The organism is Citrobacter freundii complex sp. CFNIH9, assembly GCF_002903305.1.
GTDB lineage: Bacteria > Pseudomonadota > Gammaproteobacteria > Enterobacterales > Enterobacteriaceae > Citrobacter > Citrobacter portucalensis.
In genome coordinates, this window is sequence record NZ_CP026238.1 from 501638 (window position 1) to 527467 (window position 25830).

Sequence of the window (25830 nt, forward strand, 5' to 3'; positions counted from 1 at the left end):
AGCGGTGTTATAATGCCGCGCCCCCGATATGGGGCTTTTTTAACGACCTGATTTTCGGGTCTCAGTAGTAGTTGACATTAGCGGAGCACTAAAATGATCCAAGAACAGACTATGCTGAACGTCGCCGACAACTCCGGTGCACGTCGCGTAATGTGTATCAAGGTTCTGGGTGGCTCGCACCGTCGCTACGCAGGCGTCGGCGATATCATCAAGATCACCATCAAGGAAGCAATTCCGCGTGGTAAGGTCAAAAAAGGTGATGTGCTGAAGGCGGTAGTGGTGCGCACCAAGAAGGGTGTTCGTCGCCCGGACGGTTCTGTCATTCGCTTCGATGGTAATGCATGCGTTATTTTAAACAATAACAGCGAGCAACCTATCGGTACGCGTATTTTTGGGCCGGTAACTCGTGAACTTCGTAACGAGAAGTTCATGAAAATTATCTCTCTGGCACCAGAAGTACTCTAAGGAGCGAATCATGGCAGCGAAGATCCGTCGTGATGACGAAGTTATCGTGTTAACCGGTAAAGATAAAGGTAAACGCGGTAAAGTTAAGAATGTCCTGTCTTCCGGCAAGGTCATTGTTGAAGGTATCAACTTGGTTAAGAAACATCAGAAGCCGGTTCCGGCCCTGAACCAACCAGGCGGCATCGTAGAGAAAGAAGCAGCTATTCAGATCTCTAACCTTGCTATCTTCAACGCGGCAACCGGCAAGGCTGACCGTGTAGGCTTTAGATTCGAAGACGGCAAAAAAGTCCGTTTCTTCAAATCTAACAGCGAAACTATCAAGTAATTTGGAGTAGTACGATGGCGAAACTGCATGATTACTACAAAGACGAAGTAGTCGCTAAACTCATGACTGAGTTTAACTACAATTCTGTCATGCAAGTCCCTCGGGTCGAGAAGATCACCCTGAACATGGGTGTTGGTGAAGCGATCGCTGACAAGAAACTGCTGGATAACGCAGCAGCTGACCTGACAGCAATCTCCGGTCAAAAACCGCTGATCACCAAAGCACGCAAATCAGTTGCAGGCTTCAAAATCCGTCAGGGCTATCCGATCGGCTGTAAAGTAACTCTGCGTGGCGAACGCATGTGGGAGTTCTTTGAGCGCCTGATCACTATTGCTGTTCCACGTATCCGTGACTTCCGTGGCTTGTCCGCTAAGTCTTTCGACGGTCGTGGTAACTACAGCATGGGTGTCCGTGAGCAGATCATCTTCCCAGAAATCGACTACGATAAAGTCGACCGCGTGCGTGGTTTGGATATTACCATTACCACTACTGCGAAATCTGATGAAGAAGGCCGTGCTCTGCTGGCTGCCTTTGACTTCCCGTTCCGCAAGTAAGGTAGGGTTACTGAATGGCTAAGCAATCAATGAAAGCACGCGAAGTAAAGCGCGTAGCTTTAGCTGATAAGTACTTCGCAAAACGCGCTGAACTGAAAGCTATTATCTCTGATGTGAACGCGACCGACGAAGATCGTTGGAACGCAGTTCTCAAGCTGCAGTCTCTGCCGCGTGATTCCAGCCCGTCCCGTCAGCGTAACCGCTGCCGTCAAACAGGTCGTCCGCATGGCTATGTGGGCAAGTTCGGGTTGAGCCGTATCAAACTGCGTGAAGCCGCCATGCGCGGTGAAGTACCAGGCTTGAAAAAGGCTAGCTGGTAATTACCAATTGAATCACGGGAGTAAAGACAGATGAGCATGCAAGATCCGATCGCGGATATGCTGACCCGTATCCGTAACGGTCAGGCCGCGAATAAAGCTGCGGTCACCATGCCTTCCTCCAAGCTGAAAGTGGCAATTGCCAACGTGCTGAAGGAAGAAGGTTTTATTGAAGATTTTAAAGTTGAAGGCGACACCAAGCCGGAACTGGAACTTACTCTCAAGTATTTCCAGGGTAAAGCTGTTGTAGAAAGCATTCAGCGTGTCAGTCGCCCAGGTCTGCGCATTTATAAGCGTAAAGACGAGCTGCCGAAAGTTATGGCTGGCATGGGTATCGCAGTTGTTTCTACCTCTAAAGGTGTTATGACTGATCGTGCAGCGCGCCAGGCTGGTCTTGGTGGCGAAATTATCTGCTACGTAGCCTAATCGGAGGAAAAAATGTCTCGTGTTGCTAAAGCACCGGTCGTTATTCCTGCCGGCGTTGATGTAAAAATCAACGGTCAGGTTATTACGATCAAAGGTAAAAACGGCGAGCTGACTCGTACTCTCAACGATGCTGTTGCAGTAAATCATGCAGATAATGCACTGACCTTCGGTCCGCGTGATGGTTACGCAGATGGATGGGCTCAGGCTGGTACCGCGCGTGCCCTGCTGAATGCAATGGTTGTCGGTGTTACCGAAGGCTTCACTAAGAAGCTTCAGCTGGTTGGTGTAGGTTATCGTGCAGCGGTTAAAGGGAATGTAGTAAACCTGGCTTTAGGTTTCTCTCACCCAGTTGACCATCAGCTGCCTGCGGGAATCACTGCAGAATGTCCGTCTCAGACTGAAATCGTGCTGAAAGGCGCTGATAAACAGCTGATCGGTCAGGTTGCAGCAGATCTGCGCGCCTACCGTCGTCCTGAGCCTTATAAAGGCAAGGGTGTTCGTTACGCCGACGAAGTCGTGCGTACCAAAGAGGCTAAGAAGAAGTAAGGTAACACTATGGATAAGAAATCTGCTCGTATCCGTCGTGCGACCCGCGCACGCCGCAAGCTCCAGGAGCTGGGTGCAACTCGCCTGGTGGTACATCGTACCCCGCGTCATATTTACGCACAGGTAATTGCACCGAACGGTTCTGAAGTTCTGGTAGCTGCTTCTACTGTAGAAAAAGCTATCGCTGAACAATTGAAGTACACCGGTAACAAAGACGCTGCTGCAGCTGTAGGTAAAGCTGTTGCTGAACGCGCTCTGGAAAAAGGCATCAAAGATGTTTCTTTTGACCGTTCCGGGTTCCAATATCATGGTCGTGTCCAGGCACTGGCAGATGCTGCCCGTGAAGCTGGCCTTCAGTTCTAAGGTAGAGGTGTAAGATGGCTCACATCGAAAAACAAGCTGGCGAACTGCAGGAAAAGCTGATCGCGGTTAACCGCGTATCTAAAACCGTTAAAGGTGGTCGTATTTTCTCCTTCACAGCTCTGACTGTAGTTGGTGATGGTAACGGTCGCGTTGGTTTTGGTTACGGTAAAGCGCGTGAAGTTCCAGCAGCGATCCAGAAAGCGATGGAAAAAGCCCGTCGCAATATGATTAACGTCGCGCTGAACCACGGCACCCTGCAGCACCCGGTTAAGGGTACTCACACGGGTTCTCGTGTATTCATGCAGCCGGCTTCCGAAGGTACCGGTATCATCGCCGGTGGTGCAATGCGCGCCGTTCTGGAAGTCGCTGGAGTTCGTAACGTTCTGGCTAAAGCGTATGGTTCCACTAACCCGATTAACGTGGTTCGTGCAACTATCGATGGTCTGGAAAATATGAAATCTCCGGAAATGGTCGCTGCCAAGCGTGGTAAATCCGTTGAAGAAATTCTGGGGAAATAAACCATGGCAAAGACTATTAAAATTACTCAAACCCGCAGTGCAATCGGTCGTCTGCCGAAACACAAGGCAACGCTGCTTGGCCTGGGTCTGCGTCGTATTGGTCACACCGTAGAGCGCGAGGATACTCCTGCTGTTCGTGGTATGGTCAACGCGGTTTCCTTCATGGTTAAAGTTGAGGAGTAAGAGATGCGTTTAAATACTCTGTCTCCGGCCGAAGGCTCTAAAAAAGCGGCTCGCCGCCTGGGTCGTGGTATCGGTTCTGGCCTCGGTAAAACCGGTGGTCGTGGTCACAAAGGTCAGAAGTCTCGTTCTGGCGGTGGCGTACGTCGCGGTTTCGAGGGTGGTCAGATGCCTCTGTACCGTCGTCTGCCGAAATTCGGCTTCACTTCACGTAAAGCAGCGATTACAGCCGAAGTTCGTCTGTCTGACCTGGCTAAAGTTGAAGGCGGTGTTGTAGACCTGAACACGCTGAAAGCAGCTAACATTATCGGTATCCAGATCGAGTTCGCGAAAGTGATCCTGGCTGGTGAAGTCACTACTCCGGTAACTGTTCGTGGCCTGCGTGTTACTAAAGGCGCTCGTGCTGCTATCGAAGCTGCTGGCGGTAAAATCGAGGAATAAGTAGCAGATGGCTAAACAACCGGGATTAGATTTTCAAAGTGCCAAAGGTGGCTTAGGCGAGCTGAAACGCAGACTGCTGTTTGTAATCGGCGCGCTGATTGTGTTCCGTATTGGCTCTTTCATTCCGATCCCTGGTATTGATGCCGCTGTACTTGCCAAACTGCTTGAGCAACAGCGAGGCACCATCATTGAAATGTTTAACATGTTCTCTGGTGGTGCTCTCAGCCGTGCTTCTATCTTTGCTCTGGGGATCATGCCGTATATTTCGGCGTCGATCATTATCCAGCTGCTGACGGTGGTTCATCCAACGCTGGCAGAAATTAAGAAAGAAGGGGAGTCTGGTCGTCGTAAGATCAGCCAGTACACCCGCTACGGTACTCTGGTGCTGGCAATATTCCAGTCGATCGGTATTGCTACCGGTCTGCCGAATATGCCTGGTATGCAGGGCCTGGTGATGAACCCAGGCTTTGCATTCTATTTCACCGCTGTTGTAAGTCTGGTTACAGGGACGATGTTCCTGATGTGGTTGGGCGAACAGATTACTGAACGTGGTATCGGCAACGGTATCTCAATCATTATCTTCGCCGGTATTGTCGCGGGACTCCCGCCAGCCATTGCCCATACTATCGAGCAAGCGCGTCAAGGCGACCTGCACTTCCTCGTGTTGCTGTTGGTTGCAGTATTAGTATTCGCAGTGACGTTCTTTGTTGTATTTGTTGAGCGTGGTCAACGCCGTATTGTGGTAAACTACGCGAAACGTCAGCAAGGTCGTCGTGTCTATGCTGCACAGAGCACACATTTACCGCTGAAAGTGAATATGGCGGGGGTAATCCCGGCAATCTTCGCTTCCAGTATTATTCTGTTCCCGGCGACCATCGCGTCATGGTTCGGGGGCGGGACTGGTTGGAACTGGCTGACAACAATTTCGCTGTATTTGCAGCCTGGGCAACCGCTTTATGTGTTACTCTATGCGTCTGCAATCATATTCTTCTGTTTCTTCTACACGGCGTTGGTTTTCAACCCGCGTGAAACAGCAGATAACCTGAAGAAGTCCGGTGCATTTGTACCAGGAATTCGTCCGGGAGAGCAAACGGCGAAGTATATCGATAAAGTAATGACCCGCCTGACTTTGGTTGGTGCGCTCTACATTACCTTTATCTGCCTGATCCCGGAGTTCATGCGTGATGCAATGAAAGTACCGTTCTATTTCGGTGGGACCTCACTGCTTATCGTTGTTGTCGTGATTATGGACTTTATGGCTCAAGTGCAAACTCTGATGATGTCAAGTCAGTACGAGTCTGCATTGAAGAAGGCGAATCTGAAAGGCTACGGCCGTTAACAGTCGCCCGAGAAGTTACGGAGAGTAAAAATGAAAGTTCGTGCTTCCGTCAAGAAATTATGCCGTAACTGCAAAATCGTTAAGCGTGATGGTGTCATCCGTGTGATTTGCAGTGCCGAGCCGAAGCATAAACAGCGCCAAGGCTGATTTATTCGCATATTTTTCTTGCAAAGTTGGGTTGAGCTGGCTAGATTAGCCAGCCAATCTTTTGTATGTCTGTGCGTTTCCATTTGAGTATCCTGAAAACGGGCTTTTCAGCATGGTGCGTACATATTAAATAGTAGGAGTGCATAGTGGCCCGTATAGCAGGCATTAACATTCCTGATCAGAAACATGCTGTGATCGCATTAACTTCGATCTACGGCGTCGGCAAGACCCGTTCTAAAGCCATTTTGGCTGCCGCGGGTATCGCTGAAGATGTTAAGATCAGTGAGCTGTCTGAAGAACAAATCGACACGCTGCGTGACGAAGTTGCCAAATTTGTCGTTGAAGGTGATCTGCGCCGTGAAGTTAGCATGAGCATCAAGCGCCTTATGGACCTTGGTTGCTATCGCGGTTTGCGTCATCGTCGTGGTCTCCCGGTTCGCGGTCAGCGTACCAAGACCAACGCACGTACCCGTAAGGGTCCGCGCAAACCGATCAAGAAATAATCGGGGTGATTGAATAATGGCAAAGGCACCAATTCGTGCACGTAAACGTGTAAGAAAACAAGTCTCTGACGGCGTGGCTCATATCCATGCTTCTTTTAACAACACCATCGTTACCATTACTGATCGTCAGGGTAACGCACTGGGTTGGGCAACAGCCGGTGGTTCCGGTTTCCGTGGTTCTCGCAAATCCACTCCGTTTGCAGCTCAGGTTGCAGCAGAGCGTTGCGCTGAAGCCGTAAAAGAATACGGTATCAAGAATCTGGAAGTTATGGTCAAAGGACCGGGTCCAGGTCGCGAATCTACTGTTCGTGCTCTGAACGCCGCTGGTTTCCGCATCACTAATATTACTGATGTGACTCCGATCCCTCATAACGGTTGTCGTCCGCCGAAAAAACGTCGCGTATAACGCTGTCGTTTCTAGGATTGTTGGAGAAAGAAAATGGCAAGATATTTGGGTCCTAAGCTCAAGCTGAGCCGTCGTGAGGGCACTGACTTATTCCTTAAGTCTGGCGTTCGCGCGATCGATACCAAGTGTAAAATTGAACAAGCTCCTGGCCAGCACGGTGCGCGTAAACCGCGTCTGTCTGACTATGGTGTGCAGTTGCGTGAAAAGCAAAAAGTTCGCCGTATCTACGGTGTGCTGGAGCGTCAGTTCCGTAACTACTACAAAGAAGCAGCACGTCTGAAAGGCAACACCGGTGAAAACCTGTTGGGTCTGCTGGAAGGTCGTCTGGACAACGTTGTATACCGTATGGGCTTCGGTGCCACTCGTGCAGAAGCACGTCAGCTGGTCAGCCATAAAGCAATTATGGTAAACGGTCGTGTTGTTAACATCGCTTCTTATCAGGTTAGTCCGAATGACGTTGTTAGCATTCGTGAGAAAGCGAAGAAGCAGTCTCGCGTGAAAGCCGCTCTGGAGCTGGCTGAGCAGCGTGAAAAGCCAACCTGGCTGGAAGTTGATGCTGGCAAGATGGAAGGTACGTTCAAGCGTAAGCCGGAGCGTTCTGATCTGTCTGCGGACATTAACGAACACCTGATCGTCGAGCTTTACTCCAAGTAAAGCTTAGTACCAAAGAGAGGACACAATGCAGGGTTCTGTGACAGAGTTTCTAAAACCGCGCCTGGTAGATATCGAGCAAGTGAGTTCGACGCACGCCAAGGTGACCCTTGAGCCTTTAGAGCGTGGCTTTGGCCATACTTTGGGTAACGCACTGCGCCGTATTCTGCTCTCATCGATGCCGGGTTGCGCGGTGACCGAGGTTGAGATTGATGGTGTACTACATGAGTACAGCACCAAAGAAGGCGTTCAGGAAGATATCCTGGAAATCCTGCTCAACCTGAAAGGGCTGGCGGTGAGAGTTCAGGGTAAAGATGACGTTATTCTTACCTTGAATAAATCTGGCATTGGCCCTGTGACTGCAGCCGACATTACCCATGATGGTGATGTCGAAATCGTCAAGCCACAGCACGTGATCTGCCACCTGACCGATGAGAATGCATCTATTAGCATGCGTATCAAAGTTCAGCGCGGTCGTGGTTATGTGCCGGCTTCTACCCGAATTCATTCGGAAGAAGATGAGCGCCCAATCGGCCGTCTGCTGGTCGACGCATGCTACAGCCCTGTAGAGCGTATTGCCTACAATGTTGAAGCAGCGCGTGTAGAACAGCGTACCGACCTGGACAAGCTGGTCATCGAAATGGAAACCAACGGCACAATCGATCCTGAAGAGGCGATTCGTCGTGCGGCAACCATTCTGGCTGAACAACTGGAAGCTTTCGTTGATTTACGTGATGTACGTCAGCCGGAAGTTAAAGAAGAGAAACCAGAATTCGATCCGATCCTGCTGCGCCCTGTTGACGATCTGGAATTGACTGTCCGCTCTGCTAACTGCCTCAAAGCAGAAGCTATCCACTATATCGGTGATCTGGTACAGCGTACTGAGGTTGAGCTTCTTAAGACGCCTAACCTTGGTAAAAAATCTCTTACCGAGATTAAAGACGTGCTGGCTTCCCGTGGACTGTCTCTGGGCATGCGCCTGGAAAACTGGCCACCGGCAAGCATCGCTGACGAGTAACCGGATCACAGGTTAAGGTTTTACTGAGAAGGATAAGGTCATGCGCCATCGTAAGAGTGGTCGTCAACTGAACCGCAACAGCAGCCATCGCCAGGCTATGTTCCGCAATATGGCAGGTTCACTGGTTCGTCATGAAATCATCAAGACGACTCTGCCGAAAGCGAAAGAGCTGCGTCGCGTAGTTGAGCCGCTGATTACTCTTGCCAAGACTGATAGCGTAGCTAATCGTCGTCTGGCATTCGCCCGTACTCGTGATAACGAGATCGTGGCAAAACTGTTTAACGAACTGGGCCCGCGTTTTGCGAGCCGCGCCGGTGGTTACACTCGCATTCTGAAGTGTGGTTTCCGTGCAGGCGACAACGCGCCGATGGCATACATCGAGCTGGTTGATCGTTCAGAGAAAACAGAAGCTGCTGCAGAGTAATCTGTAGTAACGTAAAAAAACCCGCCTCGGCGGGTTTTTTTATATCCGTCATATCCCCACTTATCTACAATATTTGTACTCTTTTTGTTCATCCCCTGGAGTGTTGTATGTGGTTACTTGACCAGTGGGCAGAGCGCCATATTATTGATGCACAGTCTAAAGGCGAGTTTGATGATTTACCGGGAACGGGCGAACCGCTGACTCTTGACGATGACTCCCATGTCCCGCCTGAACTCCGAGCCGGATACCGTTTATTAAAAAATGCAGGTTGCCTTCCTCCTGAGCTCGAGCAACGCAGAGAGGCAATACAGCTGCTTGAAATACTCGCGGGGATCCGCAAAGATGATCCCAGTTATCCTGAGGTGAGCCGAAGACTGTCGCTACTGGAACTTAAACTTCGGCAGGCTGGACTCAGCACCGAGTTTTTGCGCGGTGACTACGCAGATAAGCTGCTAAAAAAGATCAACGATGAATAGCGGAGAGAGCATGTACCGAATTGGTGAAATAGCGAAACTGGCTGACGTGACGCCGGATACTATCCGCTACTATGAAAAGCAGCAGATGATGGAGCATGAAGTGCGTACTGAAGGCGGATTTCGCCTCTATACAGAAAGCGATCTTCAGCGCTTGAAGTTTATTCGTTATGCCCGGCAGCTTGGTTTCACTCTGGAGTCGATCCGTGAATTGCTTTCGATCCGGGTTGATCCCGAACACCATACCTGTCAGGAATCAAAAGGGATCGTCCAGGAAAGACTGCAAGAAGTCGAAGCCCGCATTGCTGAACTTCAGACGATGCAGCGGTCACTGCAGCGATTGAATGATGCATGCTGCGGCAAGGCACACAGCAGCGTGTACTGCTCTATTCTTGAAGCTCTTGAGCAAGGCGCCAGTGGAACAACGACAGGATGTTGATTTCTTGAACTGCCAGGTCTACACTCGCGGCGTAAATTACAACAAACTGGAGATATTATGAGTCGTTATCAGCACACCAAAGGGCAGATAAAGGACAACGCCATTGAGGCGCTTCTGCATGACCCACTGTTCAGACAGCGCGTTGAGAAAAATAAGAAAGGGAAAGGAAGTTATCTGCGAAAAGGCAAACATGGCAATCGGGGTAACTGGGAGGCCAGTGGCAAGAAAGTAATTAACTTTTTTACCACTGGCCTTCTAGTTTCAGTGAGTGCTTAAGAGCGATTATTCTGTTCTTTCAGCAGGTCACGAATTTCACTTAGCAATACTTCTTCTTTCGATGGCGCTGGCGGTGCTGCCGGCTCTTCCGCTTTTTTACGGTTCAGTTTGTTGATCAGTTTGATTGCCATAAAGATAGCAAACGCAACAATAATGAAATCGAATACATTCTGAATAAATACACCGTAATGCATGACCACGGCAGGGATGTCTCCCTGTGCATCACGTAGCGTTAAAGCAAACTGTTTAAAATCAATTCCACCAATTAACAGCCCCAGCGGCGGCATAATGATATCGGCAACCAGTGATGAAACAATCTTACCGAATGCCGCACCAATAATGACACCCACTGCCAAATCGACAACATTCCCGCGCATCGCGAATTCGCGAAACTCTTTAATAATGCTCATTTTATTCTCCCTATGCAGCTGACGTTTATAAGTTTAACAAATGTTTAGGCAATTTCCATTTATGTATTGCCGAAAGGAAAATTTATTAGACCATGAAAAATAAAGGGAAATAAAAAGGGCGCTGTATTAGCGCCCAAATTATTACAGGAAGAAAGGACTTGGCTGGAATAGTCGCTCGACGTCGGTAATAAACTTTTTATCTGTCAGGAACATAATTACGTGATCACCCTGCTCAATGCGCAGGTTATCGTTGGCAATCATGACATCGTTACCACGTACAACGGCGCCAATAATGGTTCCGGGCGGAAGTTTAATTTCATCAATTGAACGCCCTACAACTCTCGACGTCGTTTCATCCCCGTGTGCGACGGCTTCAATGGCTTCCGCGACGCCACGGCGAAGTGAAGAAACGCCAACAATATCAGCTTTACGCACGTGGCTCAGCAGCGCGGAGATGGTCGCCTGCTGCGGTGAAATCGCAATATCGATCACGCTGCCTTGCACCAGATCGACGTATGCTCTGCGCTGGATCAACACCATCACTTTCTTGGCGCCCATCCGTTTGGCAAGCATCGCCGACATGATATTTGCTTCATCATCGTTGGTCACTGCGATGAACAGATCGACCTGATCGATATGTTCTTCGGCCAGTAACTCTTGATCCGAAGCATCACCAAAAAAGACGATCGTATTTTGTAGTTTCTCTGCAAGTTCGGATGCGCGTTGTTGATTACGTTCGATCAGTTTGACGCTGTAATCTTTTTCCAGACGACGTGCCAGACCCGCACCGATATTACCGCCACCCACTAACATAATGCGTTTGTACGGCTTTTCCAGACGCTGCAGTTCACTCATTACGGCGCGTATATGCTGGGATGCCGCAATAAAGAAGACTTCATCACCCGCTTCAACGATCGTAGAACCTTGCGGACGGATCGGTCGGTCATGACGGAAAATCGCCGCAACGCGGGTATCGATGTGCGGCATATGCTCACGCATTGTTGACAGCGCATTACCGATAAGCGGCCCGCCGTAATAAGCTTTTACTACTGCCAGACTGACTTTACCTTCGGCAAAATTCACCACCTGCAATGCGCCCGGATATTCAATCAGGCGATAAATGCTATCGATAACCAGTTGCTCAGGTGCAATCAGATGATCGATTGGCACCGCATCGGATTGGAACAGCTTGTCGGCATCGCGAACGTAATCTGGTGAACGAATACGGGCGATGCGATTAGGCGTATTAAACAGCGAATAAGCTACCTGGCAGGCAACCATATTTGTTTCATCTGAGCTGGTTACGGCAACCAGCATATCGGCATCGTCGGCACCGGCTTCACGCAATACGCGGGGATGCGAACCATGCCCTTGCACGACACGGAGATCAAACTTGTCCTGCAGGCTGCGCAGGCGTTCGCCATTGGTATCGACTACCGTGATATCGTTGTTCTCTCCGACCAGGTTTTCAGCCAGCGTACCGCCAACTTGCCCTGCGCCCAGAATGATAATTTTCATCAGTCGCGACCCGTTATCTCATCACTTTTTGATTAGCTTAGCGTAAAAGAAGCCATCGCCATCTTCCGCACCCGGTAAATTCTGACGTCCGGGTTTTTCCGGCGTACCGGTTTCGCTTAATACCGCATCCGGTGTGCGTGCCAGGAAGGCGGCAATTTGCTGCTGGTTCTCTTCTGGCAGGATAGAACACGTTGCATACACCAGCGTGCCGCCAGATTTAAGATGTGACCAGGTCGCATTCAGGATCTCAGCCTGTAATTGGGCAAGTTCGGCAATATCCCGGTCGCGGCGCAGCCATTTGATATCCGGATGGCGACGGATCACCCCGGTAGCAGAACATGGGGCGTCCAGCAAAATACGGTCAAACTGTTGTTCACCGCACCACTGCTGTGGATAGCGGCCATCCCCCTGTTTTACGGTTGCCTTCATGCCCAGACGTTTCAGATTGTCGTAAACGCGCGATAAGCGTTTTTCATCCACATCGACGGCCATGACGTTAGCTAGCGGAGCAACTTCCAGAATGTGAGTGGTTTTACCGCCCGGCGCACAGCACAGGTCGAGGATCTGTTCACCGTCCTCCGGCAACAGATAATTTACGCATCCTTGAGCGGAAGCATCCTGAACGGTGACCCAACCTTCGTCAAAACCAGGGAGGGCGTGAACTGGAGCCGGTGTTTCCAGACGCACTGCATCCGGGTAGTCTGGATGCGGGAAACCGGTTAATCCCGCTTCGGTAAGCAGGTCTAGCCAGGCGTCGCGAGTATGGTGATTACGATTGACTCGTAGCCACATCGGCGGTCGCTGGTTATTGGCTTCAAGAATGGCTTCCCACTGCTGCGGATACGCACTTTTAATACGTTTCACCAGCCAGGAGGGGTGTAAGAAGCGCAAATCGCTTTGCGCAAACTCGGCCAGCAGTTCATCCTGACGGCGTTGAAACTGGCGCAGTACGCCGTTGATCAGCCCTTTCAGCTGTGGACGCTTAATAACGACCGCGCCTTCTACGGTCTCAGCCAGCGCAGCGTGTGCTGGAATACGAGTATGCAACAGTTGATAGAAGCCCACCATGATCAGGTAGTGAACGGTGCGCTGTTTGCCCGTCATTGGACGTTCCATCAGTTGTTGGATCATCCACTCCAGTTGAGAGAGTGTACGCAATACGCCGAAGCAAAGTTCCTGTAACAGTGCTTTGTCTTTATCGGCAACTTTTTGCTGCATGGCGGGCAGCACGTTACTTAGTGATTGTCCTTTCTCGACAACCTGTTCGACGGCCTGGGCCGCCATACTGCGTAAATTAAGATGTTTTTTCATAAGCGCAAAAATAAAAATGCCCGGAGACACCGGGCTTAAAGAGATGAACCGTCAGGACAGACGGTTTCCGGGCACGAACCACTCCCGGCGCGAATTAAGCAGATCCTGCGCGCTCATGGCTTTTTTACCGGCAGGCTGCAAAGAGATAAGATTCAGAATGCCGTCGCCTGTTGCGACCTGGATACCCTGCTTTGTCGCCTCTAGAATGGTGCCTGGCTCGGCCTGGGTGTTTACAGCAATAACCGAAGCTTGCCAGACTTTCACTGGCTGACCATCGATTTCAAGCCAGCTCATTGGCCACGGGTTAAAGGCGCGGATGCAGCGTTCCAATTGAACAGCCGAAAGCGACCAGTCGATACGGGCCTCTTCTTTGCTGAGTTTTTCTGCATACGTAACCAGTGATTCGTCTTGTACCACCGGTTTTATTGTGCCGGCAGCCAGCTGTTTTAGCGTTTCAATCAGCCCCTGAGGCCCCAGGTCTGCCAGCTTGTCATATAACGAACCGCTGGTATCTTCTGCCGTAATTGGGCAGGACAGCTTCAGCAGCATATCACCGGTGTCGAGGCCAACATCCATCTGCATGATGGTAACACCGGTTTCGGCGTCGCCTGCCCACAGTGAGCGCTGGATCGGTGCTGCACCCCGCCAGCGCGGAAGCAGGGAACCGTGAACGTTGATACAACCCAGGCGCGGCATTTCCAGTACTGCTTTTGGCAGGATCAGGCCATATGCTACCACCACCATCACGTCTGCGTGTAAATCAGCAACCAGTTGCTGGTTTTCCTGAGGGCGAAGAGAGACGGGTTGAAAAACCGGTATCCCTTTTTCTTCTGCCAGCACTTTTACCGGGCTGGGCATCAGCTTTTTACCGCGTCCCGCCGGGCGGTCCGGTTGGGTAAACACGCCAACGACGTTATGTCCAGAAGACAGCAGCGCGTCGAGATGACGCGCTGCAAAGTCAGGTGTACCCGCAAAAATAATACGTAGTGAGTCTGACACGTTGATCCTTGTCCTTAAGCTCGGGCGTTCAGGCGGTCGAGTTTTTCAACTTTCTGACGAATGCGTTGTTGCTTCAACGGAGACAGATAATCGATAAATAGTTTACCGACCAGGTGATCCATTTCATGTTGAATGCAGATAGCGAGCAGGCCATCGGCTTCCAGTTCAAAAGATTTGCCGTCGCGATCGAGCGCACGAATTTTTACTTTCTCTGCACGCGGTACTAACGCACGCTGTTCAGGAATAGACAGACAGCCTTCTTCAATGCCGGTTTCGCCGTCTTTTTCCAGCAGTTCTGGGTTAATGAGTACCAACTGCTCATCGCGATTTTCAGAGACATCAATAACAATGATGCGCTGATGAATATCGACCTGTGTTGCTGCCAGACCGATACCTTCTTCGGCGTACATCGTTTCGAACATATCATCAACGATACGCTGAATTTCTGCATTCACTTCTTCAACCGGTTTTGCGACTTTGCGAAGGCGCTCGTCCGGAATATGTAACACTTGCAAAACTGACATAGTTATCCAGAGTTGTGTTCAGGAGTTGAAAAGATTATTACCTCTATTCTAGACAAAACCCCCTCTGATTGACAGCATCAGTGACCAATCGCAAAGATTGCCAGGACTGCTTGTGGCAGGGGAACAGGGATGACCCAAATCGAAATTTGGCTACGTTTAGCGCAAGTGAATGAACTGTATGGTGATGAGATAGTGCGCGTTGCTCACTGGCTCAATACTCAACCGTGTATTAACAATGCGGTACTCCTGCAGGCTGGATTCTCTCCACGCCAGGCAAGACGCTTTTTAACCTTTTCAGATCTGACGCTGGAAAAAACGCTGCGCTGGCTTGAACAGCCTAACCACCACTTTGTGGTTGCCGACAGCGAGCATTATCCGCCACAGCTCCGTGCGATTGAGGATTATCCTGGGGTGCTTTTTGTTGCAGGAGCTCCCGCATGCCTCCACTCATTTCAAGTTGCCGTTGTCGGTAGTCGACAACACTCATGGTATGGCGAACGCTGGGGACGGTTTTTTTGTGAAAAGCTTGTTGCATGTGGGGTGACGATCACCAGCGGTCTGGCCCGGGGGATTGATGGCGTGGCGCACAATGCTGCGATAAACCGACAAGGCACAAGTATTGCGGTGCTGGGAAATGGACTTGAGACCATTCACCCACGACAGCATATCCGTCTTGCGGAACGACTGATTGAGGCAGGGGGCGCACTGGTGTCTGAGTTCCCATTAGATACGCTCCCTTTGCCGCGCAATTTTCCCCGACGAAATCGTATTATCAGTGGTCTAAGTAAAGGTGTACTGGTTGTCGAAGCTGCACAGCGTAGTGGTTCACTGGTTACTGCTCGCTGTGCAATTGAACAAGGGCGGGAGGTGTTTGCTTTACCAGGGCCGATTGGGAGCCCGGGAAGTGAAGGCCCGCATTGGCTTATTCAGCAGGGAGCCATGCTTGTGACGACACCAGAGGAAATTCTTGAAAATTTGCAATATGGGCTGCAATGGTTGCCAGATGAACCTGAAAAATCAATTTATTCGCCAGATCACGAAGAGGTGGCATTGCCATTTCCGGAGCTCCTGGCTAACGTAGGAGATGAGGTAACACCTGTTGACGTCGTCGCTGAACGTGCCGGCCAACCTGTGCCAGAGGTAGTGGCTCAACTGCTCGAACTGGAGTTAGCAGGGTGGATCGCAGCTGTACCCGGCGGCTATGTCCGATTGAGGAGGGCATGCCATGTTCGACGTACTAATGTATTTGTTTGAGACATATATCCATAACGAAGCTGAGCTGCGTGTGGATCAGGACAAACTGGAACGGGATCTTACCGACGCTGGTTTTGATCGTGAAGACATTTACAACGCGTTACTTTGGCTGGAGAAGCTTGCTGACTATCAGGATGGTCTTGCTGAACCTATGCAGCTGGCATCGGACCCTCTTTCTATACGTATTTATACTGCGGAAGAGTGCGACCGACTGGATGCAAGCTGTAGAGGATTCCTGCTATTCCTGGAGCAGATTCAGGTGCTAAACCTCGAAACGCGAGAAATGGTTATTGAGCGCGTACTCGCGCTAGATACGGCAGAGTTCGATCTGGAAGACCTGAAGTGGGTGATTCTGATGGTGCTATTCAACATTCCAGGTTGTGAAAATGCCTATCAGCAAATGGAAGAATTACTCTTTGAAGTGAATGAAGGTATGCTGCATTAATCAATCTTCATTCAGTATGAGTTGTTATGGCTAAATCAGCACTGTTCACGGTGCGTAAAAACGAGCCCTGCCCACAATGCGGGGCTGAACTGGTTATTCGTTCCGGGAAACACGGTCCGTTTCTCGGTTGTTCACACTATCCAGAATGCGATTACATCCGTCCGCTGAAATCTTCCGCGGACGGACATGTTGTCAAAGTTCTGGAGGGTAAGCTTTGTCCTGCATGTGGCGCTGAGCTGGTGCTGAGACAGGGACGATTCGGTATGTTTATTGGATGCAGTGACTATCCTGCGTGCGATCACACCGAGCTCATCGACAAGCCTGATGAAACAGCAATAGTCTGTCCTCAATGCCAGACTGGTCATCTTGTCCAGCGGCGTTCCCGTTATGGCAAAACCTTTTACTCCTGCGATCGCTATCCGGAGTGCCAGTTTGTCATTAACTTCAAACCGTTAGCCGGAGAATGTCCTGAGTGTCATTATCCGCTTCTCATCGAAAAGAAAACCGCGCAGGGTGTGAAGCATTTCTGTGCCAGTAAACAATGTGGAAAGCCGATTTCGGCGGAATAAAAAAGTGAATAATAGCCTGCCCACAGACGCTATCGCTGCGGCGATAGCGGTTCTGAAACAAGAAAAAGTCATCGCCTATCCAACTGAAGCTGTATTTGGTGTCGGCTGCGACCCCGATAGCGAAACGGCTGTAACCCGTTTGTTGGCGCTAAAACAACGTCCGGTCGATAAAGGGTTAATTTTAATCGCGTCAAACTTTGAACAACTTAAACCATATATCGACGATAGCATGCTCACCGATGCTCAACGTGACGCTGTTTTCGCCCGTTGGCCTGGTCCTGTTACCTTCGTTTTCCCAGCGCTTGCGACAACGCCACGCTGGTTGACCGGGCGCTTTGATTCTCTGGCTGTTCGCGTCACCGATCACCCGCTGGTGGTTGCTTTGTGCCAGGCTTATGGCAAACCATTAGTTTCTACCAGTGCTAATTTGAGTGGCTTACCGCCTTGCAGAACGGTAGAGGAAGTTCGCGCACAGTTCGGTACAGACTTTCCCGTGGTTGAAGGGGAGACCGGGGGGCGTTTGAATCCTTCGGAGATCCGTGATGCTCTGACAGGTGAACAGTTTCGACAGGGGTAATATGAAAGAAGCCTATGCTGTTTTTGGTAATCCGATAGCGCACAGTAAATCGCCCTTTATTCATCAGCAATTTGCAGAGCAGCTGAAGATTGATCACTCCTACGGGCGTGTATTGGCACCCATCAATGATTTTGTGAATACCCTGAACGCTTTTTTTGCTGAGGGCGGGAAGGGGGCAAATGTCACCGTGCCTTTTAAAGAAGAGGCATTTGCACGTGCCGATGAACTAACGGAGCGGGCATCGCTTGCTGGAGCGGTCAACACCCTTAAACGGCTGGAGGATGGGCGTTTACTGGGAGACAACACGGATGGTATCGGCTTGTTGAGCGATCTTGAGCGTTTATCTTTTATTCGTCCCGGATCGCGAGTTCTGCTGATTGGTGCGGGTGGTGCATCCCGTGGAGTTTTATTACCTCTTCTTTCTATGGATTGTGCGGTGACTATTGTTAACCGTACCGCTTCGCGCGCTGAAGAGCTGGCACAAATCTTCTCCCATACCGGCAGCGTACAGGCGGTAGGAATGGACGAGCTTGATAATTACAGTTTTGACTTGATTATTAATGCGACATCCAGCGGAATTAGCGGTGAGATACCGGCTATTCCGACATCTCTTATTCACTCATCTGTCTATTGTTATGACATGTTTTATCAGAAAGGAGATACACCGTTCCTCTCCTGGTGTGCCAAACATGGGGCGAAACAATATGCTGATGGCCTGGGTATGCTGGTGGGGCAAGCAGCGCACGCCGTTTTACTCTGGCATGGGGTTTTGCCGCAGATTGAACCCGTCATTAAAAGCATGCAGCAGGAATTGTCGGCATGAATCAGGCGATCCAGTTTCCCGATCGAGAAGAATGGCGCACGGATGTCAACGCCGTTGTGTTTCCGGCGATGGTTCATGGTATGCAGTTAACATGTGCCATATCTGGAGAGATGCTGGCGTCCCGCTTTGGCGGCGACACGCCTGAACATTGGTTGGAAATCTTTCAACAGCATCGCTGGGATCTGGAAGAAGAAGCTGAAGGATTGATCCAGGCCCAGCAGGAAGATGCTCAAGGTTGGGTGTGGTTACTCTGACTTAAATATTCATCTTTCCACTTAACATAGTTGTTAGCTGAATATTGTAAGCCTGCTTTCTCTTCATCGCTTAATGGACGGATTTGTTTAACCGGGCTTCCCAGGTACAGATACCCGCTTTCCAGGCGTTTGTTTTGGGGAACCAGGCTCCCAGCCCCAATCATAACGTCGTCTTCTACTACCACGCCATCCAGCAGAATCGAACCCATGCCGACTAATACGCGGTTGCCAATGATGCAGCCGTGTAGCATGACCTTATGACCGACCGTTACATCCTCACCCACGATCAATGGATTACCCTGCGGATTAGACGTGGATTTATGTGTGACATGGAGAACGCTGCCGTCCTGAATGTTTGTACGGGCACCAATTTGTACATAGTTAACGTCGCCACGAATGGCAACCAGTGGCCAAATTCCGACATCATCAGCCAAACGGGCATCACCAATGACGACACTGCTGGTGTCGATCATTACGCGATTTCCGATCTGTGGGAAAAGATCCTTATAAGGACGCAGTACATCAGACATGTTTACCTCAACGAAAATAGAGCAGTAATGAAGACTTTGGTTGGATTATTGAGACTGTGCAAGTGGTTTAGCTATCAAAAATCAGCCAAATTGCGCAGGAATGTAGCGAAAGGAGTGAAAAACAAGCATTCAGAAAAAAAGATCCAAAAAATACTTGTGCTAAAAAATGGGAACCCTATAATGCGCCTCCATCGACACGGCGGATGTGAATCACTTCACGCAAACAGCCGGTTCGGTTGAAGAGAAAAACCTGAAAATGAGGGTTGACTCTGAAAGAGGAAAGCGTAATATACGCCACCTCGCGACAGAGCGCTAAAGCGCGTCGCAACTGCTCTTTAACAATTTATCAGACAATCTGTGTGGGCACTCGAAGATACGGATTCTTAACGTCGCAAGACGAAAAATGAATACCAAGTCTCAACGAGTGAACACGTAATTCATTACGAAGTTTAATTCATTGAGCATCAAACTTTTAAATTGAAGAGTTTGATCATGGCTCAGATTGAACGCTGGCGGCAGGCCTAACACATGCAAGTCGAACGGTAGCACAGAGGAGCTTGCTCCTTGGGTGACGAGTGGCGGACGGGTGAGTAATGTCTGGGAAACTGCCCGATGGAGGGGGATAACTACTGGAAACGGTAGCTAATACCGCATAACGTCGCAAGACCAAAGAGGGGGACCTTCGGGCCTCTTGCCATCGGATGTGCCCAGATGGGATTAGCTAGTAGGTGGGGTAACGGCTCACCTAGGCGACGATCCCTAGCTGGTCTGAGAGGATGACCAGCCACACTGGAACTGAGACACGGTCCAGACTCCTACGGGAGGCAGCAGTGGGGAATATTGCACAATGGGCGCAAGCCTGATGCAGCCATGCCGCGTGTATGAAGAAGGCCTTCGGGTTGTAAAGTACTTTCAGCGAGGAGGAAGGCGTTGTGGTTAATAACCGCAGCGATTGACGTTACTCGCAGAAGAAGCACCGGCTAACTCCGTGCCAGCAGCCGCGGTAATACGGAGGGTGCAAGCGTTAATCGGAATTACTGGGCGTAAAGCGCACGCAGGCGGTCTGTCAAGTCGGATGTGAAATCCCCGGGCTCAACCTGGGAACTGCATCCGAAACTGGCAGGCTAGAGTCTTGTAGAGGGGGGTAGAATTCCAGGTGTAGCGGTGAAATGCGTAGAGATCTGGAGGAATACCGGTGGCGAAGGCGGCCCCCTGGACAAAGACTGACGCTCAGGTGCGAAAGCGTGGGGAGCAAACAGGATTAGATACCCTGGTAGTCCACGCCGTAAACGATGTCGACTTGGAGGTTGTGCCCTTGAGGCGTGGCTTCCGGAGCTAACGCGTTAAGTCGACCGCCTGGGGAGTACGGCCGCAAGGTTAAAACTCAAATGAATTGACGGGGGCCCGCACAAGCGGTGGAGCATGTGGTTTAATTCGATGCAACGCGAAGAACCTTACCTACTCTTGACATCCAGAGAACTTAGCAGAGATGCTTTGGTGCCTTCGGGAACTCTGAGACAGGTGCTGCATGGCTGTCGTCAGCTCGTGTTGTGAAATGTTGGGTTAAGTCCCGCAACGAGCGCAACCCTTATCCTTTGTTGCCAGCGGTTAGGCCGGGAACTCAAAGGAGACTGCCAGTGATAAACTGGAGGAAGGTGGGGATGACGTCAAGTCATCATGGCCCTTACGAGTAGGGCTACACACGTGCTACAATGGCATATACAAAGAGAAGCGACCTCGCGAGAGCAAGCGGACCTCATAAAGTATGTCGTAGTCCGGATTGGAGTCTGCAACTCGACTCCATGAAGTCGGAATCGCTAGTAATCGTGGATCAGAATGCCACGGTGAATACGTTCCCGGGCCTTGTACACACCGCCCGTCACACCATGGGAGTGGGTTGCAAAAGAAGTAGGTAGCTTAACCTTCGGGAGGGCGCTTACCACTTTGTGATTCATGACTGGGGTGAAGTCGTAACAAGGTAACCGTAGGGGAACCTGCGGTTGGATCACCTCCTTACCTTAAAGAACCTGCCTTTGTAGTGCTCACACAGATTGTCTGATGAAAATTAGCAGTAAGAAAATCTCTGCAGGCTTGTAGCTCAGGTGGTTAGAGCGCACCCCTGATAAGGGTGAGGTCGGTGGTTCAAGTCCACTCAGGCCTACCAAATTCGCCTCCGTGCTGTGTTACGGCGATGCTCGCATACTTCAGTATGCTTCGCACCACCGCGCCTTGCCCGGAAACGAATTAGGGTACAGAGATTAGCATTTACGATGGGGTTATAGCTCAGCTGGGAGAGCGCCTGCCTTGCACGCAGGAGGTCTGCGGTTCGATCCCGCATAGCTCCACCATCCTTACTGCAAAAACACAAGAAAACTTCAGAGTGTACCTGAAAAAGTTCACTGCGAAGTTTTGCTCTTTAAAAATCTGGATCAAGCTGAAAATTGAAACGACACACTGTTTCATTTCTCCGTAATAAGAAATGAAAAGCGGTGTGTTCGAGTCTCTCAAATTTTTGCAAGTCGATGGTGAATCGAAAGAAACATCTTCGGGTTGTGAGGTTAAGCGACTAAGCGTACACGGTGGATGCCCTGGCAGTCAGAGGCGATGAAGGACGTGCTAATCTGCGATAAGCGTCGGTAAGGTGATATGAACCGTTATAACCGGCGATTTCCGAATGGGGAAACCCAGTGTGATTCGTCACACTATCATTACGTGAATACATAGCGTAATGAAGCGAACCGGGGGAACTGAAACATCTAAGTACCCCGAGGAAAAGAAATCAACCGAGATTCCCCCAGTAGCGGCGAGCGAACGGGGAGCAGCCCAGAGTCTGAATCAGCATGTGTGTTAGTGGAAGCGTCTGGAAAGTCGCACGATACAGGGTGAAAGTCCCGTACACAAAAGTGCATATGTTGTGAACTCGAAGAGTAGGGCGGGACACGTGGTATCCTGTCTGAATATGGGGGGACCATCCTCCAAGGCTAAATACTCCTGACTGACCGATAGTGAACCAGTACCGTGAGGGAAAGGCGAAAAGAACCCCGGCGAGGGGAGTGAAAAAGAACCTGAAACCGTGTACGTACAAGCAGTGGGAGCACCCTTCGGGGTGTGACTGCGTACCTTTTGTATAATGGGTCAGCGACTTATATTCTGTAGCAAGGTTAACCGAATAGGGGAGCCGAAGGGAAACCGAGTCTTAACTGGGCGTTAAGTTGCAGGGTATAGACCCGAAACCCGGTGATCTAGCCATGGGCAGGTTGAAGGTTGGGTAACACTAACTGGAGGACCGAACCGACTAATGTTGAAAAATTAGCGGATGACTTGTGGCTGGGGGTGAAAGGCCAATCAAACCGGGAGATAGCTGGTTCTCCCCGAAAGCTATTTAGGTAGCGCCTCGTGAACTCATCTTCGGGGGTAGAGCACTGTTTCGGCTAGGGGGTCATCCCGACTTACCAACCCGATGCAAACTGCGAATACCGAAGAATGTTATCACGGGAGACACACGGCGGGTGCTAACGTCCGTCGTGAAGAGGGAAACAACCCAGACCGCCAGCTAAGGTCCCAAAGTCATGGTTAAGTGGGAAACGATGTGGGAAGGCACAGACAGCCAGGATGTTGGCTTAGAAGCAGCCATCATTTAAAGAAAGCGTAATAGCTCACTGGTCGAGTCGGCCTGCGCGGAAGATGTAACGGGGCTAAACCATGCACCGAAGCTGCGGCAGCGACACTATGTGTTGTTGGGTAGGGGAGCGTTCTGTAAGCCGTTGAAGGTGTATCGTGAGGTATGCTGGAGGTATCAGAAGTGCGAATGCTGACATAAGTAACGATAATGCGGGTGAAAAACCCGCACGCCGGAAGACCAAGGGTTCCTGTCCAACGTTAATCGGGGCAGGGTGAGTCGACCCCTAAGGCGAGGCCGAAAGGCGTAGTCGATGGGAAACAGGTTAATATTCCTGTACTTGGTGTTACTGCGAAGGGGGGACGGAGAAGGCTATGTTAGCCGGGCGACGGTTGTCCCGGTTTAAGCATGTAGGCGGAGGTTTCAGGTAAATCCGGTACCTTATTAACGCTGAGGTGTGATGACGAGGCACTACGGTGCTGAAGTAACAAATGCCCTGCTTCCAGGAAAAGCCTCTAAGCATCAGGTAACACGAAATCGTACCCCAAACCGACACAGGTGGTCAGGTAGAGAATACCAAGGCGCTTGAGAGAACTCGGGTGAAGGAACTAGGCAAAATGGTGCCGTAACTTCGGGAGAAGGCACGCTGATATGTAGGTGAAGTGATTTACTCATGGAGCTGAAATCAGTCGAAGATACCAGCTGGCTGCAACTGTTTATTAAAAACACAGCACTGTGCAAACACGAAAGTGGACGTATACGGTGTGACGCCTGCCCGGTGCCGGAAGGTTAATTGATGGGGTTATCCGTAAGGAGAAGCTCTTGATCGAAGCCCCGGTAAACGGCGGCCGTAACTATAACGGTCCTAAGGTAGCGAAATTCCTTGTCGGGTAAGTTCCGACCTGCACGAATGGCGTAATGATGGCCAGGCTGTCTCCACCCGAGACTCAGTGAAATTGAACTCGCTGTGAAGATGCAGTGTACCCGCGGCAAGACGGAAAGACCCCGTGAACCTTTACTATAGCTTGACACTGAACACTGGTCCTTGATGTGTAGGATAGGTGGGAGGCTTTGAAGTGTGGACGCCAGTCTGCATGGAGCCATCCTTGAAATACCACCCTTTAATGGCTGGTGTTCTAACGTAGACCCGTAATCCGGGTTGCGGACAGTGTCTGGTGGGTAGTTTGACTGGGGCGGTCTCCTCCTAAAGAGTAACGGAGGAGCACGAAGGTTAGCTAATCCTGGTCGGACATCAGGAGGTTAGTGCAAAGGCATAAGCTAGCTTGACTGCGAGAGTGACGGCTCGAGCAGGTGCGAAAGCAGGTCTTAGTGATCCGGTGGTTCTGAATGGAAGGGCCATCGCTCAACGGATAAAAGGTACTCCGGGGATAACAGGCTGATACCGCCCAAGAGTTCATATCGACGGCGGTGTTTGGCACCTCGATGTCGGCTCATCACATCCTGGGGCTGAAGTAGGTCCCAAGGGTATGGCTGTTCGCCATTTAAAGTGGTACGCGAGCTGGGTTTAGAACGTCGTGAGACAGTTCGGTCCCTATCTGCCGTGGGCGCTGGAGAATTGAGGGGGGCTGCTCCTAGTACGAGAGGACCGGAGTGGACGCATCACTGGTGTTCGGGTTGTCATGCCAATGGCATTGCCCGGTAGCTAAATGCGGAAGAGATAAGTGCTGAAAGCATCTAAGCACGAAACTTGCCCCGAGATGAGTTCTCCCTGACTCCTTGAGAGTCCTGAAGGAACGTTGAAGACGACGACGTTGATAGGTCGGGTGTGTAAGTGTAGCGATACATTGAGCTAACCGATACTAATGAACCGTGAGGCTTAACCTTACAACGCCGAAGATGTTTTGGCGAAGAGACATCGACATTCAGCTTGATTACAGATTACATCGACATGCCCGGGAGGTGTGTTGATGAACAGAATTTGCCTGGCGGCTGTAGCGCGGTGGTCCCACCTGACCCCATGCCGAACTCAGAAGTGAAACGCCGTAGCGCCGATGGTAGTGTGGGGTCTCCCCATGCGAGAGTAGGGAACTGCCAGGCATCAAATTTAGTGTGCTGATATGGCTCAGTTGGTAGAGCGCACCCTTGGTAAGGGTGAGGTCCCCAGTTCGACTCTGGGTATCAGCACCAGTTTTTCGGTTAAAGTTCGGCACTTAGAAAAGAATTTGTCTGGCGGCTGTAGCGCGGTGGTCCCACCTGACCCCATGCCGAACTCAGAAGTGAAACGCCGTAGCGCCGATGGTAGTGTGGGGTCTCCCCATGCGAGAGTAGGGAACTGCCAGACATCAAATAAAAGCGAAAGGCTCAGTCGAAAGACTGGGCCTTTTGTTTTATCTGTTGTTTGTCGGCGAGCGCTCTCCTGAGGAGGACAAATCCACCGGAACTGTATCCGGCATATATATATTTAATGAATAACCTGCGATAAAAACGCGCGAGTGCGTTCCGATTTGGGGTGAGCAAAAAACTCATCCGGTGGTGCCTGTTCCACAATCTCGCCAAGATCCATAAAGATCACCCGGTCAGCTACTGTGCGGGCAAAGCCCATTTCATGGGTTACACATAGCATGGTCATGCCCGATTGCGCCAGACCTATCATGGTATCCAGCACTTCTTTTACCATTTCAGGATCCAACGCTGATGTGGGTTCATCAAATAACATGATTTTGGGTTTCATACACAGCGAGCGTGCAATGGCCACGCGCTGTTGTTGTCCACCAGAGATTTGCCCGGGATATTTATGTGCATGTTCGGCAATGCGGACCCGCTCAAGGTAGTGCATTGCCAGTACTTCAGCCTCTTTTTTCGGCATCTTTTGCACCCAGATAGGCGCCAGCGTGCAGTTTTGCAAGACAGTTAAATGAGGAAAGAGATTAAAGTGCTGAAAGACCATGCCAACTTCTTGTCGGACGCGCTCAATATTGCGGATGTCTTCATTGAGCTCAATCCCATCCACTACAATGCGTCCTTGCTGATGTTCTTCCAGATGGTTAATACAGCGGATAGTTGTCGATTTACCCGAACCGGAAGGCCCGCATAATACGATGCGCTCTCCCTGTTTTACCTTCAGGTTGATGTTTTTCAGGACATGAAACTGTCCGTACCATTTGTTGACGTTTTCCAGCGTAATCATCGCGTCGGTAGACGGCATTAATAATTGGCTCATAAATT

General features: G+C 50.5%; 33 protein-coding genes, 3 tRNA genes and 4 rRNA genes. 33 read left to right on the forward strand and 7 right to left on the reverse strand.

All coding sequences use genetic code 11. The features are described from left to right. The first annotated feature begins 93 nt into the window (after positions 1-93). From rplN to arfA, 20 genes are all read left to right on the forward strand, one after another. Positions 94-465, forward strand: a complete 372-nt coding sequence (gene rplN / locus C2U43_RS02495; protein WP_000613954.1) for a 50S ribosomal protein L14 — start codon at positions 94-96, stop codon at positions 463-465. Positions 466-475: 10 nt separating this feature from the next. Continuing rightward, the gene (rplX, locus tag C2U43_RS02500; protein ID WP_003031122.1) at positions 476-790 is read left to right on the forward strand and encodes a 50S ribosomal protein L24; all 315 of its coding nucleotides are present in this window, start codon (positions 476-478) and stop codon (positions 788-790) included. A gap of 14 nt (positions 791-804) precedes the next feature. Further along, entirely contained in the window at positions 805-1344 is a 540-nt protein-coding gene (rplE, locus tag C2U43_RS02505; protein ID WP_003031123.1) for a 50S ribosomal protein L5, read from the forward strand. Between the two features lie 14 nt (positions 1345-1358). Further along, positions 1359-1664 carry a 30S ribosomal protein S14 gene (gene rpsN, locus C2U43_RS02510; protein WP_003031125.1) on the forward strand — a complete coding sequence of 102 codons (306 nt, stop codon included), beginning with the start codon at positions 1359-1361 and terminating at the stop codon, positions 1662-1664. Between the two features lie 30 nt (positions 1665-1694). Beyond that, positions 1695-2087: a 30S ribosomal protein S8 gene (rpsH, locus tag C2U43_RS02515; RefSeq protein ID WP_003031127.1), complete on the forward strand. Its 393-nt coding sequence runs from the start codon at positions 1695-1697 to the stop codon at positions 2085-2087. Between the two features lie 12 nt (positions 2088-2099). Then, the gene (rplF, locus tag C2U43_RS02520) at positions 2100-2633 is read left to right on the forward strand and encodes a 50S ribosomal protein L6 (RefSeq protein ID WP_003031129.1); all 534 of its coding nucleotides are present in this window, start codon (positions 2100-2102) and stop codon (positions 2631-2633) included. 9 nt (positions 2634-2642) lie between these two features. Then, positions 2643-2996 carry a 50S ribosomal protein L18 gene (gene rplR / locus C2U43_RS02525; protein ID WP_000358960.1) on the forward strand — a complete coding sequence of 118 codons (354 nt, stop codon included), beginning with the start codon at positions 2643-2645 and terminating at the stop codon, positions 2994-2996. 14 nt (positions 2997-3010) lie between these two features. After that, positions 3011-3514, forward strand: coding sequence for a 30S ribosomal protein S5 (rpsE, locus tag C2U43_RS02530; protein ID WP_003031131.1), 504 nt, complete (start codon positions 3011-3013; stop codon positions 3512-3514). 3 nt (positions 3515-3517) lie between these two features. Further along, on the forward strand, positions 3518-3697 hold the full coding sequence (rpmD, locus tag C2U43_RS02535; protein WP_001140434.1) for a 50S ribosomal protein L30: 180 nt from the start codon (positions 3518-3520) through the stop codon (positions 3695-3697). A 3-nt stretch (positions 3698-3700) separates the two neighbouring features. Continuing rightward, on the forward strand, positions 3701-4135 hold the full coding sequence (rplO, locus tag C2U43_RS02540; protein ID WP_003031132.1) for a 50S ribosomal protein L15: 435 nt from the start codon (positions 3701-3703) through the stop codon (positions 4133-4135). 7 nt (positions 4136-4142) lie between these two features. Continuing rightward, on the forward strand, positions 4143-5474 hold the full coding sequence (gene secY, locus C2U43_RS02545; RefSeq protein WP_001118864.1) for a preprotein translocase subunit SecY: 1332 nt from the start codon (positions 4143-4145) through the stop codon (positions 5472-5474). 30 nt (positions 5475-5504) lie between these two features. Further along, the gene (rpmJ, locus tag C2U43_RS02550) at positions 5505-5621 is read left to right on the forward strand and encodes a 50S ribosomal protein L36 (protein WP_000868187.1); all 117 of its coding nucleotides are present in this window, start codon (positions 5505-5507) and stop codon (positions 5619-5621) included. A 146-nt stretch (positions 5622-5767) separates the two neighbouring features. Next, complete coding sequence (rpsM, locus tag C2U43_RS02555) at positions 5768-6124, forward strand: 30S ribosomal protein S13 (RefSeq protein WP_003031135.1); 357 nt, start codon at positions 5768-5770, stop codon at positions 6122-6124. 16 nt (positions 6125-6140) lie between these two features. Beyond that, positions 6141-6530: a 30S ribosomal protein S11 gene (rpsK, locus tag C2U43_RS02560; RefSeq protein WP_003031137.1), complete on the forward strand. Its 390-nt coding sequence runs from the start codon at positions 6141-6143 to the stop codon at positions 6528-6530. Positions 6531-6563: 33 nt separating this feature from the next. Further along, on the forward strand, positions 6564-7184 hold the full coding sequence (gene rpsD / locus C2U43_RS02565) for a 30S ribosomal protein S4 (RefSeq protein ID WP_003031138.1): 621 nt from the start codon (positions 6564-6566) through the stop codon (positions 7182-7184). 25 nt (positions 7185-7209) lie between these two features. After that, complete coding sequence (locus C2U43_RS02570; protein ID WP_003031139.1) at positions 7210-8199, forward strand: DNA-directed RNA polymerase subunit alpha; 990 nt, start codon at positions 7210-7212, stop codon at positions 8197-8199. Between the two features lie 40 nt (positions 8200-8239). After that, the gene (gene rplQ / locus C2U43_RS02575) at positions 8240-8623 is read left to right on the forward strand and encodes a 50S ribosomal protein L17 (protein WP_001216370.1); all 384 of its coding nucleotides are present in this window, start codon (positions 8240-8242) and stop codon (positions 8621-8623) included. Between the two features lie 107 nt (positions 8624-8730). Beyond that, on the forward strand, positions 8731-9099 hold the full coding sequence (locus C2U43_RS02580) for a DUF1992 domain-containing protein (protein ID WP_003845236.1): 369 nt from the start codon (positions 8731-8733) through the stop codon (positions 9097-9099). Positions 9100-9109: 10 nt separating this feature from the next. Then, a complete protein-coding gene (gene zntR / locus C2U43_RS02585; RefSeq protein ID WP_048236923.1) occupies positions 9110-9535 on the forward strand; it encodes a Zn(2+)-responsive transcriptional regulator in 426 nt (141 codons plus the stop codon). Between the two features lie 57 nt (positions 9536-9592). After that, positions 9593-9811, forward strand: a complete 219-nt coding sequence (arfA, locus tag C2U43_RS02590; RefSeq protein WP_003828276.1) for an alternative ribosome-rescue factor ArfA — start codon at positions 9593-9595, stop codon at positions 9809-9811. Here the strand turns inward: arfA and mscL are convergent. The 5 genes from mscL to def form a co-directional block, all read right to left on the reverse strand. Continuing rightward, positions 9808-10221 carry a large-conductance mechanosensitive channel protein MscL gene (gene mscL, locus C2U43_RS02595; RefSeq protein ID WP_003031152.1) on the reverse strand — a complete coding sequence of 138 codons (414 nt, stop codon included), beginning with the start codon at positions 10219-10221 and terminating at the stop codon, positions 9808-9810. The two genes, arfA and mscL, sit on opposite strands and share 4 nt — an antisense overlap. A gap of 141 nt (positions 10222-10362) precedes the next feature. Beyond that, positions 10363-11739 (reverse strand): Trk system potassium transporter TrkA, encoded by a 1377-nt coding sequence (trkA, locus tag C2U43_RS02600; protein WP_003031153.1) that lies wholly within the window; start codon positions 11737-11739, stop codon positions 10363-10365. Between the two features lie 21 nt (positions 11740-11760). Continuing rightward, positions 11761-13050 (reverse strand): 16S rRNA (cytosine(967)-C(5))-methyltransferase RsmB, encoded by a 1290-nt coding sequence (gene rsmB / locus C2U43_RS02605; protein WP_032945172.1) that lies wholly within the window; start codon positions 13048-13050, stop codon positions 11761-11763. Between the two features lie 51 nt (positions 13051-13101). Then, complete coding sequence (gene fmt / locus C2U43_RS02610) at positions 13102-14049, reverse strand: methionyl-tRNA formyltransferase (RefSeq protein WP_103284653.1); 948 nt, start codon at positions 14047-14049, stop codon at positions 13102-13104. Positions 14050-14063: 14 nt separating this feature from the next. Then, positions 14064-14573, reverse strand: coding sequence for a peptide deformylase (def, locus tag C2U43_RS02615; RefSeq protein WP_003828283.1), 510 nt, complete (start codon positions 14571-14573; stop codon positions 14064-14066). Between the two features lie 129 nt (positions 14574-14702). On the opposite strand from def, the gene dprA reads away from it, so the two are divergent. From dprA to C2U43_RS02645, 6 genes are read left to right on the forward strand one after another with little or no spacing between them, the layout of a single operon-like run. Beyond that, positions 14703-15827, forward strand: a complete 1125-nt coding sequence (gene dprA / locus C2U43_RS02620) for a DNA-protecting protein DprA (RefSeq protein ID WP_103284654.1) — start codon at positions 14703-14705, stop codon at positions 15825-15827. Further along, positions 15799-16272, forward strand: a complete 474-nt coding sequence (smg, locus tag C2U43_RS02625) for a DUF494 family protein Smg (protein ID WP_003031162.1) — start codon at positions 15799-15801, stop codon at positions 16270-16272. The genes dprA and smg overlap by 29 nt, the downstream gene beginning before the upstream one ends. A 26-nt stretch (positions 16273-16298) precedes the next feature. Continuing rightward, positions 16299-16841: a DNA topoisomerase family protein gene (locus tag C2U43_RS02630; RefSeq protein WP_008786284.1), complete on the forward strand. Its 543-nt coding sequence runs from the start codon at positions 16299-16301 to the stop codon at positions 16839-16841. Positions 16842-16845: 4 nt separating this feature from the next. Continuing rightward, on the forward strand, positions 16846-17418 hold the full coding sequence (gene tsaC, locus C2U43_RS02635) for an L-threonylcarbamoyladenylate synthase type 1 TsaC (RefSeq protein WP_008786283.1): 573 nt from the start codon (positions 16846-16848) through the stop codon (positions 17416-17418). A gap of 1 nt (position 17419) precedes the next feature. Then, positions 17420-18241, forward strand: a complete 822-nt coding sequence (gene aroE / locus C2U43_RS02640) for a shikimate dehydrogenase (RefSeq protein ID WP_103284655.1) — start codon at positions 17420-17422, stop codon at positions 18239-18241. Further along, positions 18238-18495: a DUF1488 domain-containing protein gene (locus tag C2U43_RS02645; RefSeq protein WP_060682860.1), complete on the forward strand. Its 258-nt coding sequence runs from the start codon at positions 18238-18240 to the stop codon at positions 18493-18495. Before aroE ends, C2U43_RS02645 begins: the two co-directional genes overlap by 4 nt. Here the strand turns inward: C2U43_RS02645 and C2U43_RS02650 are convergent. Further along, on the reverse strand, positions 18471-19025 hold the full coding sequence (locus C2U43_RS02650; protein ID WP_003031171.1) for a gamma carbonic anhydrase family protein: 555 nt from the start codon (positions 19023-19025) through the stop codon (positions 18471-18473). The genes C2U43_RS02645 and C2U43_RS02650 overlap by 25 nt on opposite strands. A gap of 474 nt (positions 19026-19499) precedes the next feature. Here C2U43_RS02650 and C2U43_RS02665 point away from each other — a divergent pair. The 7 genes from C2U43_RS02665 to rrf (C2U43_RS02695) all read left to right on the forward strand — a co-directional run bounded on the left by C2U43_RS02665 (position 19500) and on the right by rrf (C2U43_RS02695) (position 24946). Next, positions 19500-21041 (forward strand): 16S ribosomal RNA (locus tag C2U43_RS02665). 71 nt (positions 21042-21112) lie between these two features. Continuing rightward, positions 21113-21189 (forward strand) — tRNA-Ile (locus tag C2U43_RS02670). A gap of 108 nt (positions 21190-21297) precedes the next feature. After that, positions 21298-21373 (forward strand) — tRNA-Ala (locus C2U43_RS02675). A gap of 208 nt (positions 21374-21581) precedes the next feature. Continuing rightward, positions 21582-24489: ribosomal RNA gene (locus C2U43_RS02680) — 23S ribosomal RNA — on the forward strand. 97 nt (positions 24490-24586) lie between these two features. Then, positions 24587-24702, forward strand: a 5S ribosomal RNA gene (gene rrf, locus C2U43_RS02685). A 14-nt stretch (positions 24703-24716) separates the two neighbouring features. After that, positions 24717-24792, forward strand: a tRNA-Thr gene (locus tag C2U43_RS02690). Between the two features lie 38 nt (positions 24793-24830). After that, positions 24831-24946: ribosomal RNA gene (gene rrf / locus C2U43_RS02695) — 5S ribosomal RNA — on the forward strand. The 16S, 23S and 5S rRNA genes sit together here with 3 tRNA genes alongside, the layout of an rRNA operon. 120 nt (positions 24947-25066) lie before the next feature. On the opposite strand, the gene C2U43_RS02705 is transcribed toward rrf (C2U43_RS02695), so the two are convergent. Continuing rightward, positions 25067-25825, reverse strand: coding sequence for an amino acid ABC transporter ATP-binding protein (locus C2U43_RS02705; protein WP_003025300.1), 759 nt, complete (start codon positions 25823-25825; stop codon positions 25067-25069). Positions 25826-25830 lie beyond the last annotated feature (5 nt).

Excerpts from the sequence above, each read along its gene's own strand:
- arfA (WP_003828276.1), top strand. The coding sequence starts at position 9,593 with ATGAGTCGTTATCAGCACACCAAAGGGCAGATAAAGGACAACGCCATT.
- rpsK (WP_003031137.1), top strand. The coding sequence starts at position 6,141 with ATGGCAAAGGCACCAATTCGTGCACGTAAACGTGTAAGAAAACAAGTC.
- secY (WP_001118864.1), top strand. The coding sequence starts at position 4,143 with ATGGCTAAACAACCGGGATTAGATTTTCAAAGTGCCAAAGGTGGCTTA.
- rplF (WP_003031129.1), top strand. The coding sequence starts at position 2,100 with ATGTCTCGTGTTGCTAAAGCACCGGTCGTTATTCCTGCCGGCGTTGAT.
- trkA (WP_003031153.1), bottom strand. The coding sequence starts at position 11,739 with ATGAAAATTATCATTCTGGGCGCAGGGCAAGTTGGCGGTACGCTGGCT.
- rplR (WP_000358960.1), top strand. The coding sequence starts at position 2,643 with ATGGATAAGAAATCTGCTCGTATCCGTCGTGCGACCCGCGCACGCCGC.
- def (WP_003828283.1), bottom strand. The coding sequence starts at position 14,573 with ATGTCAGTTTTGCAAGTGTTACATATTCCGGACGAGCGCCTTCGCAAA.
- rplQ (WP_001216370.1), top strand. The coding sequence starts at position 8,240 with ATGCGCCATCGTAAGAGTGGTCGTCAACTGAACCGCAACAGCAGCCAT.
- rpsD (WP_003031138.1), top strand. The coding sequence starts at position 6,564 with ATGGCAAGATATTTGGGTCCTAAGCTCAAGCTGAGCCGTCGTGAGGGC.
- rpsH (WP_003031127.1), top strand. The coding sequence starts at position 1,695 with ATGAGCATGCAAGATCCGATCGCGGATATGCTGACCCGTATCCGTAAC.
- C2U43_RS02645 (WP_060682860.1), top strand. The coding sequence starts at position 18,238 with ATGAATCAGGCGATCCAGTTTCCCGATCGAGAAGAATGGCGCACGGAT.
- zntR (WP_048236923.1), top strand. The coding sequence starts at position 9,110 with ATGTACCGAATTGGTGAAATAGCGAAACTGGCTGACGTGACGCCGGAT.
- C2U43_RS02630 (WP_008786284.1), top strand. The coding sequence starts at position 16,299 with ATGGCTAAATCAGCACTGTTCACGGTGCGTAAAAACGAGCCCTGCCCA.
- rpsN (WP_003031125.1), top strand. The coding sequence starts at position 1,359 with ATGGCTAAGCAATCAATGAAAGCACGCGAAGTAAAGCGCGTAGCTTTA.
- rplE (WP_003031123.1), top strand. The coding sequence starts at position 805 with ATGGCGAAACTGCATGATTACTACAAAGACGAAGTAGTCGCTAAACTC.
- smg (WP_003031162.1), top strand. The coding sequence starts at position 15,799 with ATGTTCGACGTACTAATGTATTTGTTTGAGACATATATCCATAACGAA.
- rplN (WP_000613954.1), top strand. The coding sequence starts at position 94 with ATGATCCAAGAACAGACTATGCTGAACGTCGCCGACAACTCCGGTGCA.
- C2U43_RS02570 (WP_003031139.1), top strand. The coding sequence starts at position 7,210 with ATGCAGGGTTCTGTGACAGAGTTTCTAAAACCGCGCCTGGTAGATATC.
- rpsE (WP_003031131.1), top strand. The coding sequence starts at position 3,011 with ATGGCTCACATCGAAAAACAAGCTGGCGAACTGCAGGAAAAGCTGATC.
- rpmJ (WP_000868187.1), top strand. The coding sequence starts at position 5,505 with ATGAAAGTTCGTGCTTCCGTCAAGAAATTATGCCGTAACTGCAAAATC.
- rsmB (WP_032945172.1), bottom strand. The coding sequence starts at position 13,050 with ATGAAAAAACATCTTAATTTACGCAGTATGGCGGCCCAGGCCGTCGAA.
- aroE (WP_103284655.1), top strand. The coding sequence starts at position 17,420 with ATGAAAGAAGCCTATGCTGTTTTTGGTAATCCGATAGCGCACAGTAAA.
- dprA (WP_103284654.1), top strand. The coding sequence starts at position 14,703 with ATGACCCAAATCGAAATTTGGCTACGTTTAGCGCAAGTGAATGAACTG.
- rplO (WP_003031132.1), top strand. The coding sequence starts at position 3,701 with ATGCGTTTAAATACTCTGTCTCCGGCCGAAGGCTCTAAAAAAGCGGCT.
- rplX (WP_003031122.1), top strand. The coding sequence starts at position 476 with ATGGCAGCGAAGATCCGTCGTGATGACGAAGTTATCGTGTTAACCGGT.
- C2U43_RS02580 (WP_003845236.1), top strand. The coding sequence starts at position 8,731 with ATGTGGTTACTTGACCAGTGGGCAGAGCGCCATATTATTGATGCACAG.
- rpmD (WP_001140434.1), top strand. The coding sequence starts at position 3,518 with ATGGCAAAGACTATTAAAATTACTCAAACCCGCAGTGCAATCGGTCGT.
- mscL (WP_003031152.1), bottom strand. The coding sequence starts at position 10,221 with ATGAGCATTATTAAAGAGTTTCGCGAATTCGCGATGCGCGGGAATGTT.
- C2U43_RS02650 (WP_003031171.1), bottom strand. The coding sequence starts at position 19,025 with ATGTCTGATGTACTGCGTCCTTATAAGGATCTTTTCCCACAGATCGGA.
- C2U43_RS02705 (WP_003025300.1), bottom strand. The coding sequence starts at position 25,825 with ATGAGCCAATTATTAATGCCGTCTACCGACGCGATGATTACGCTGGAA.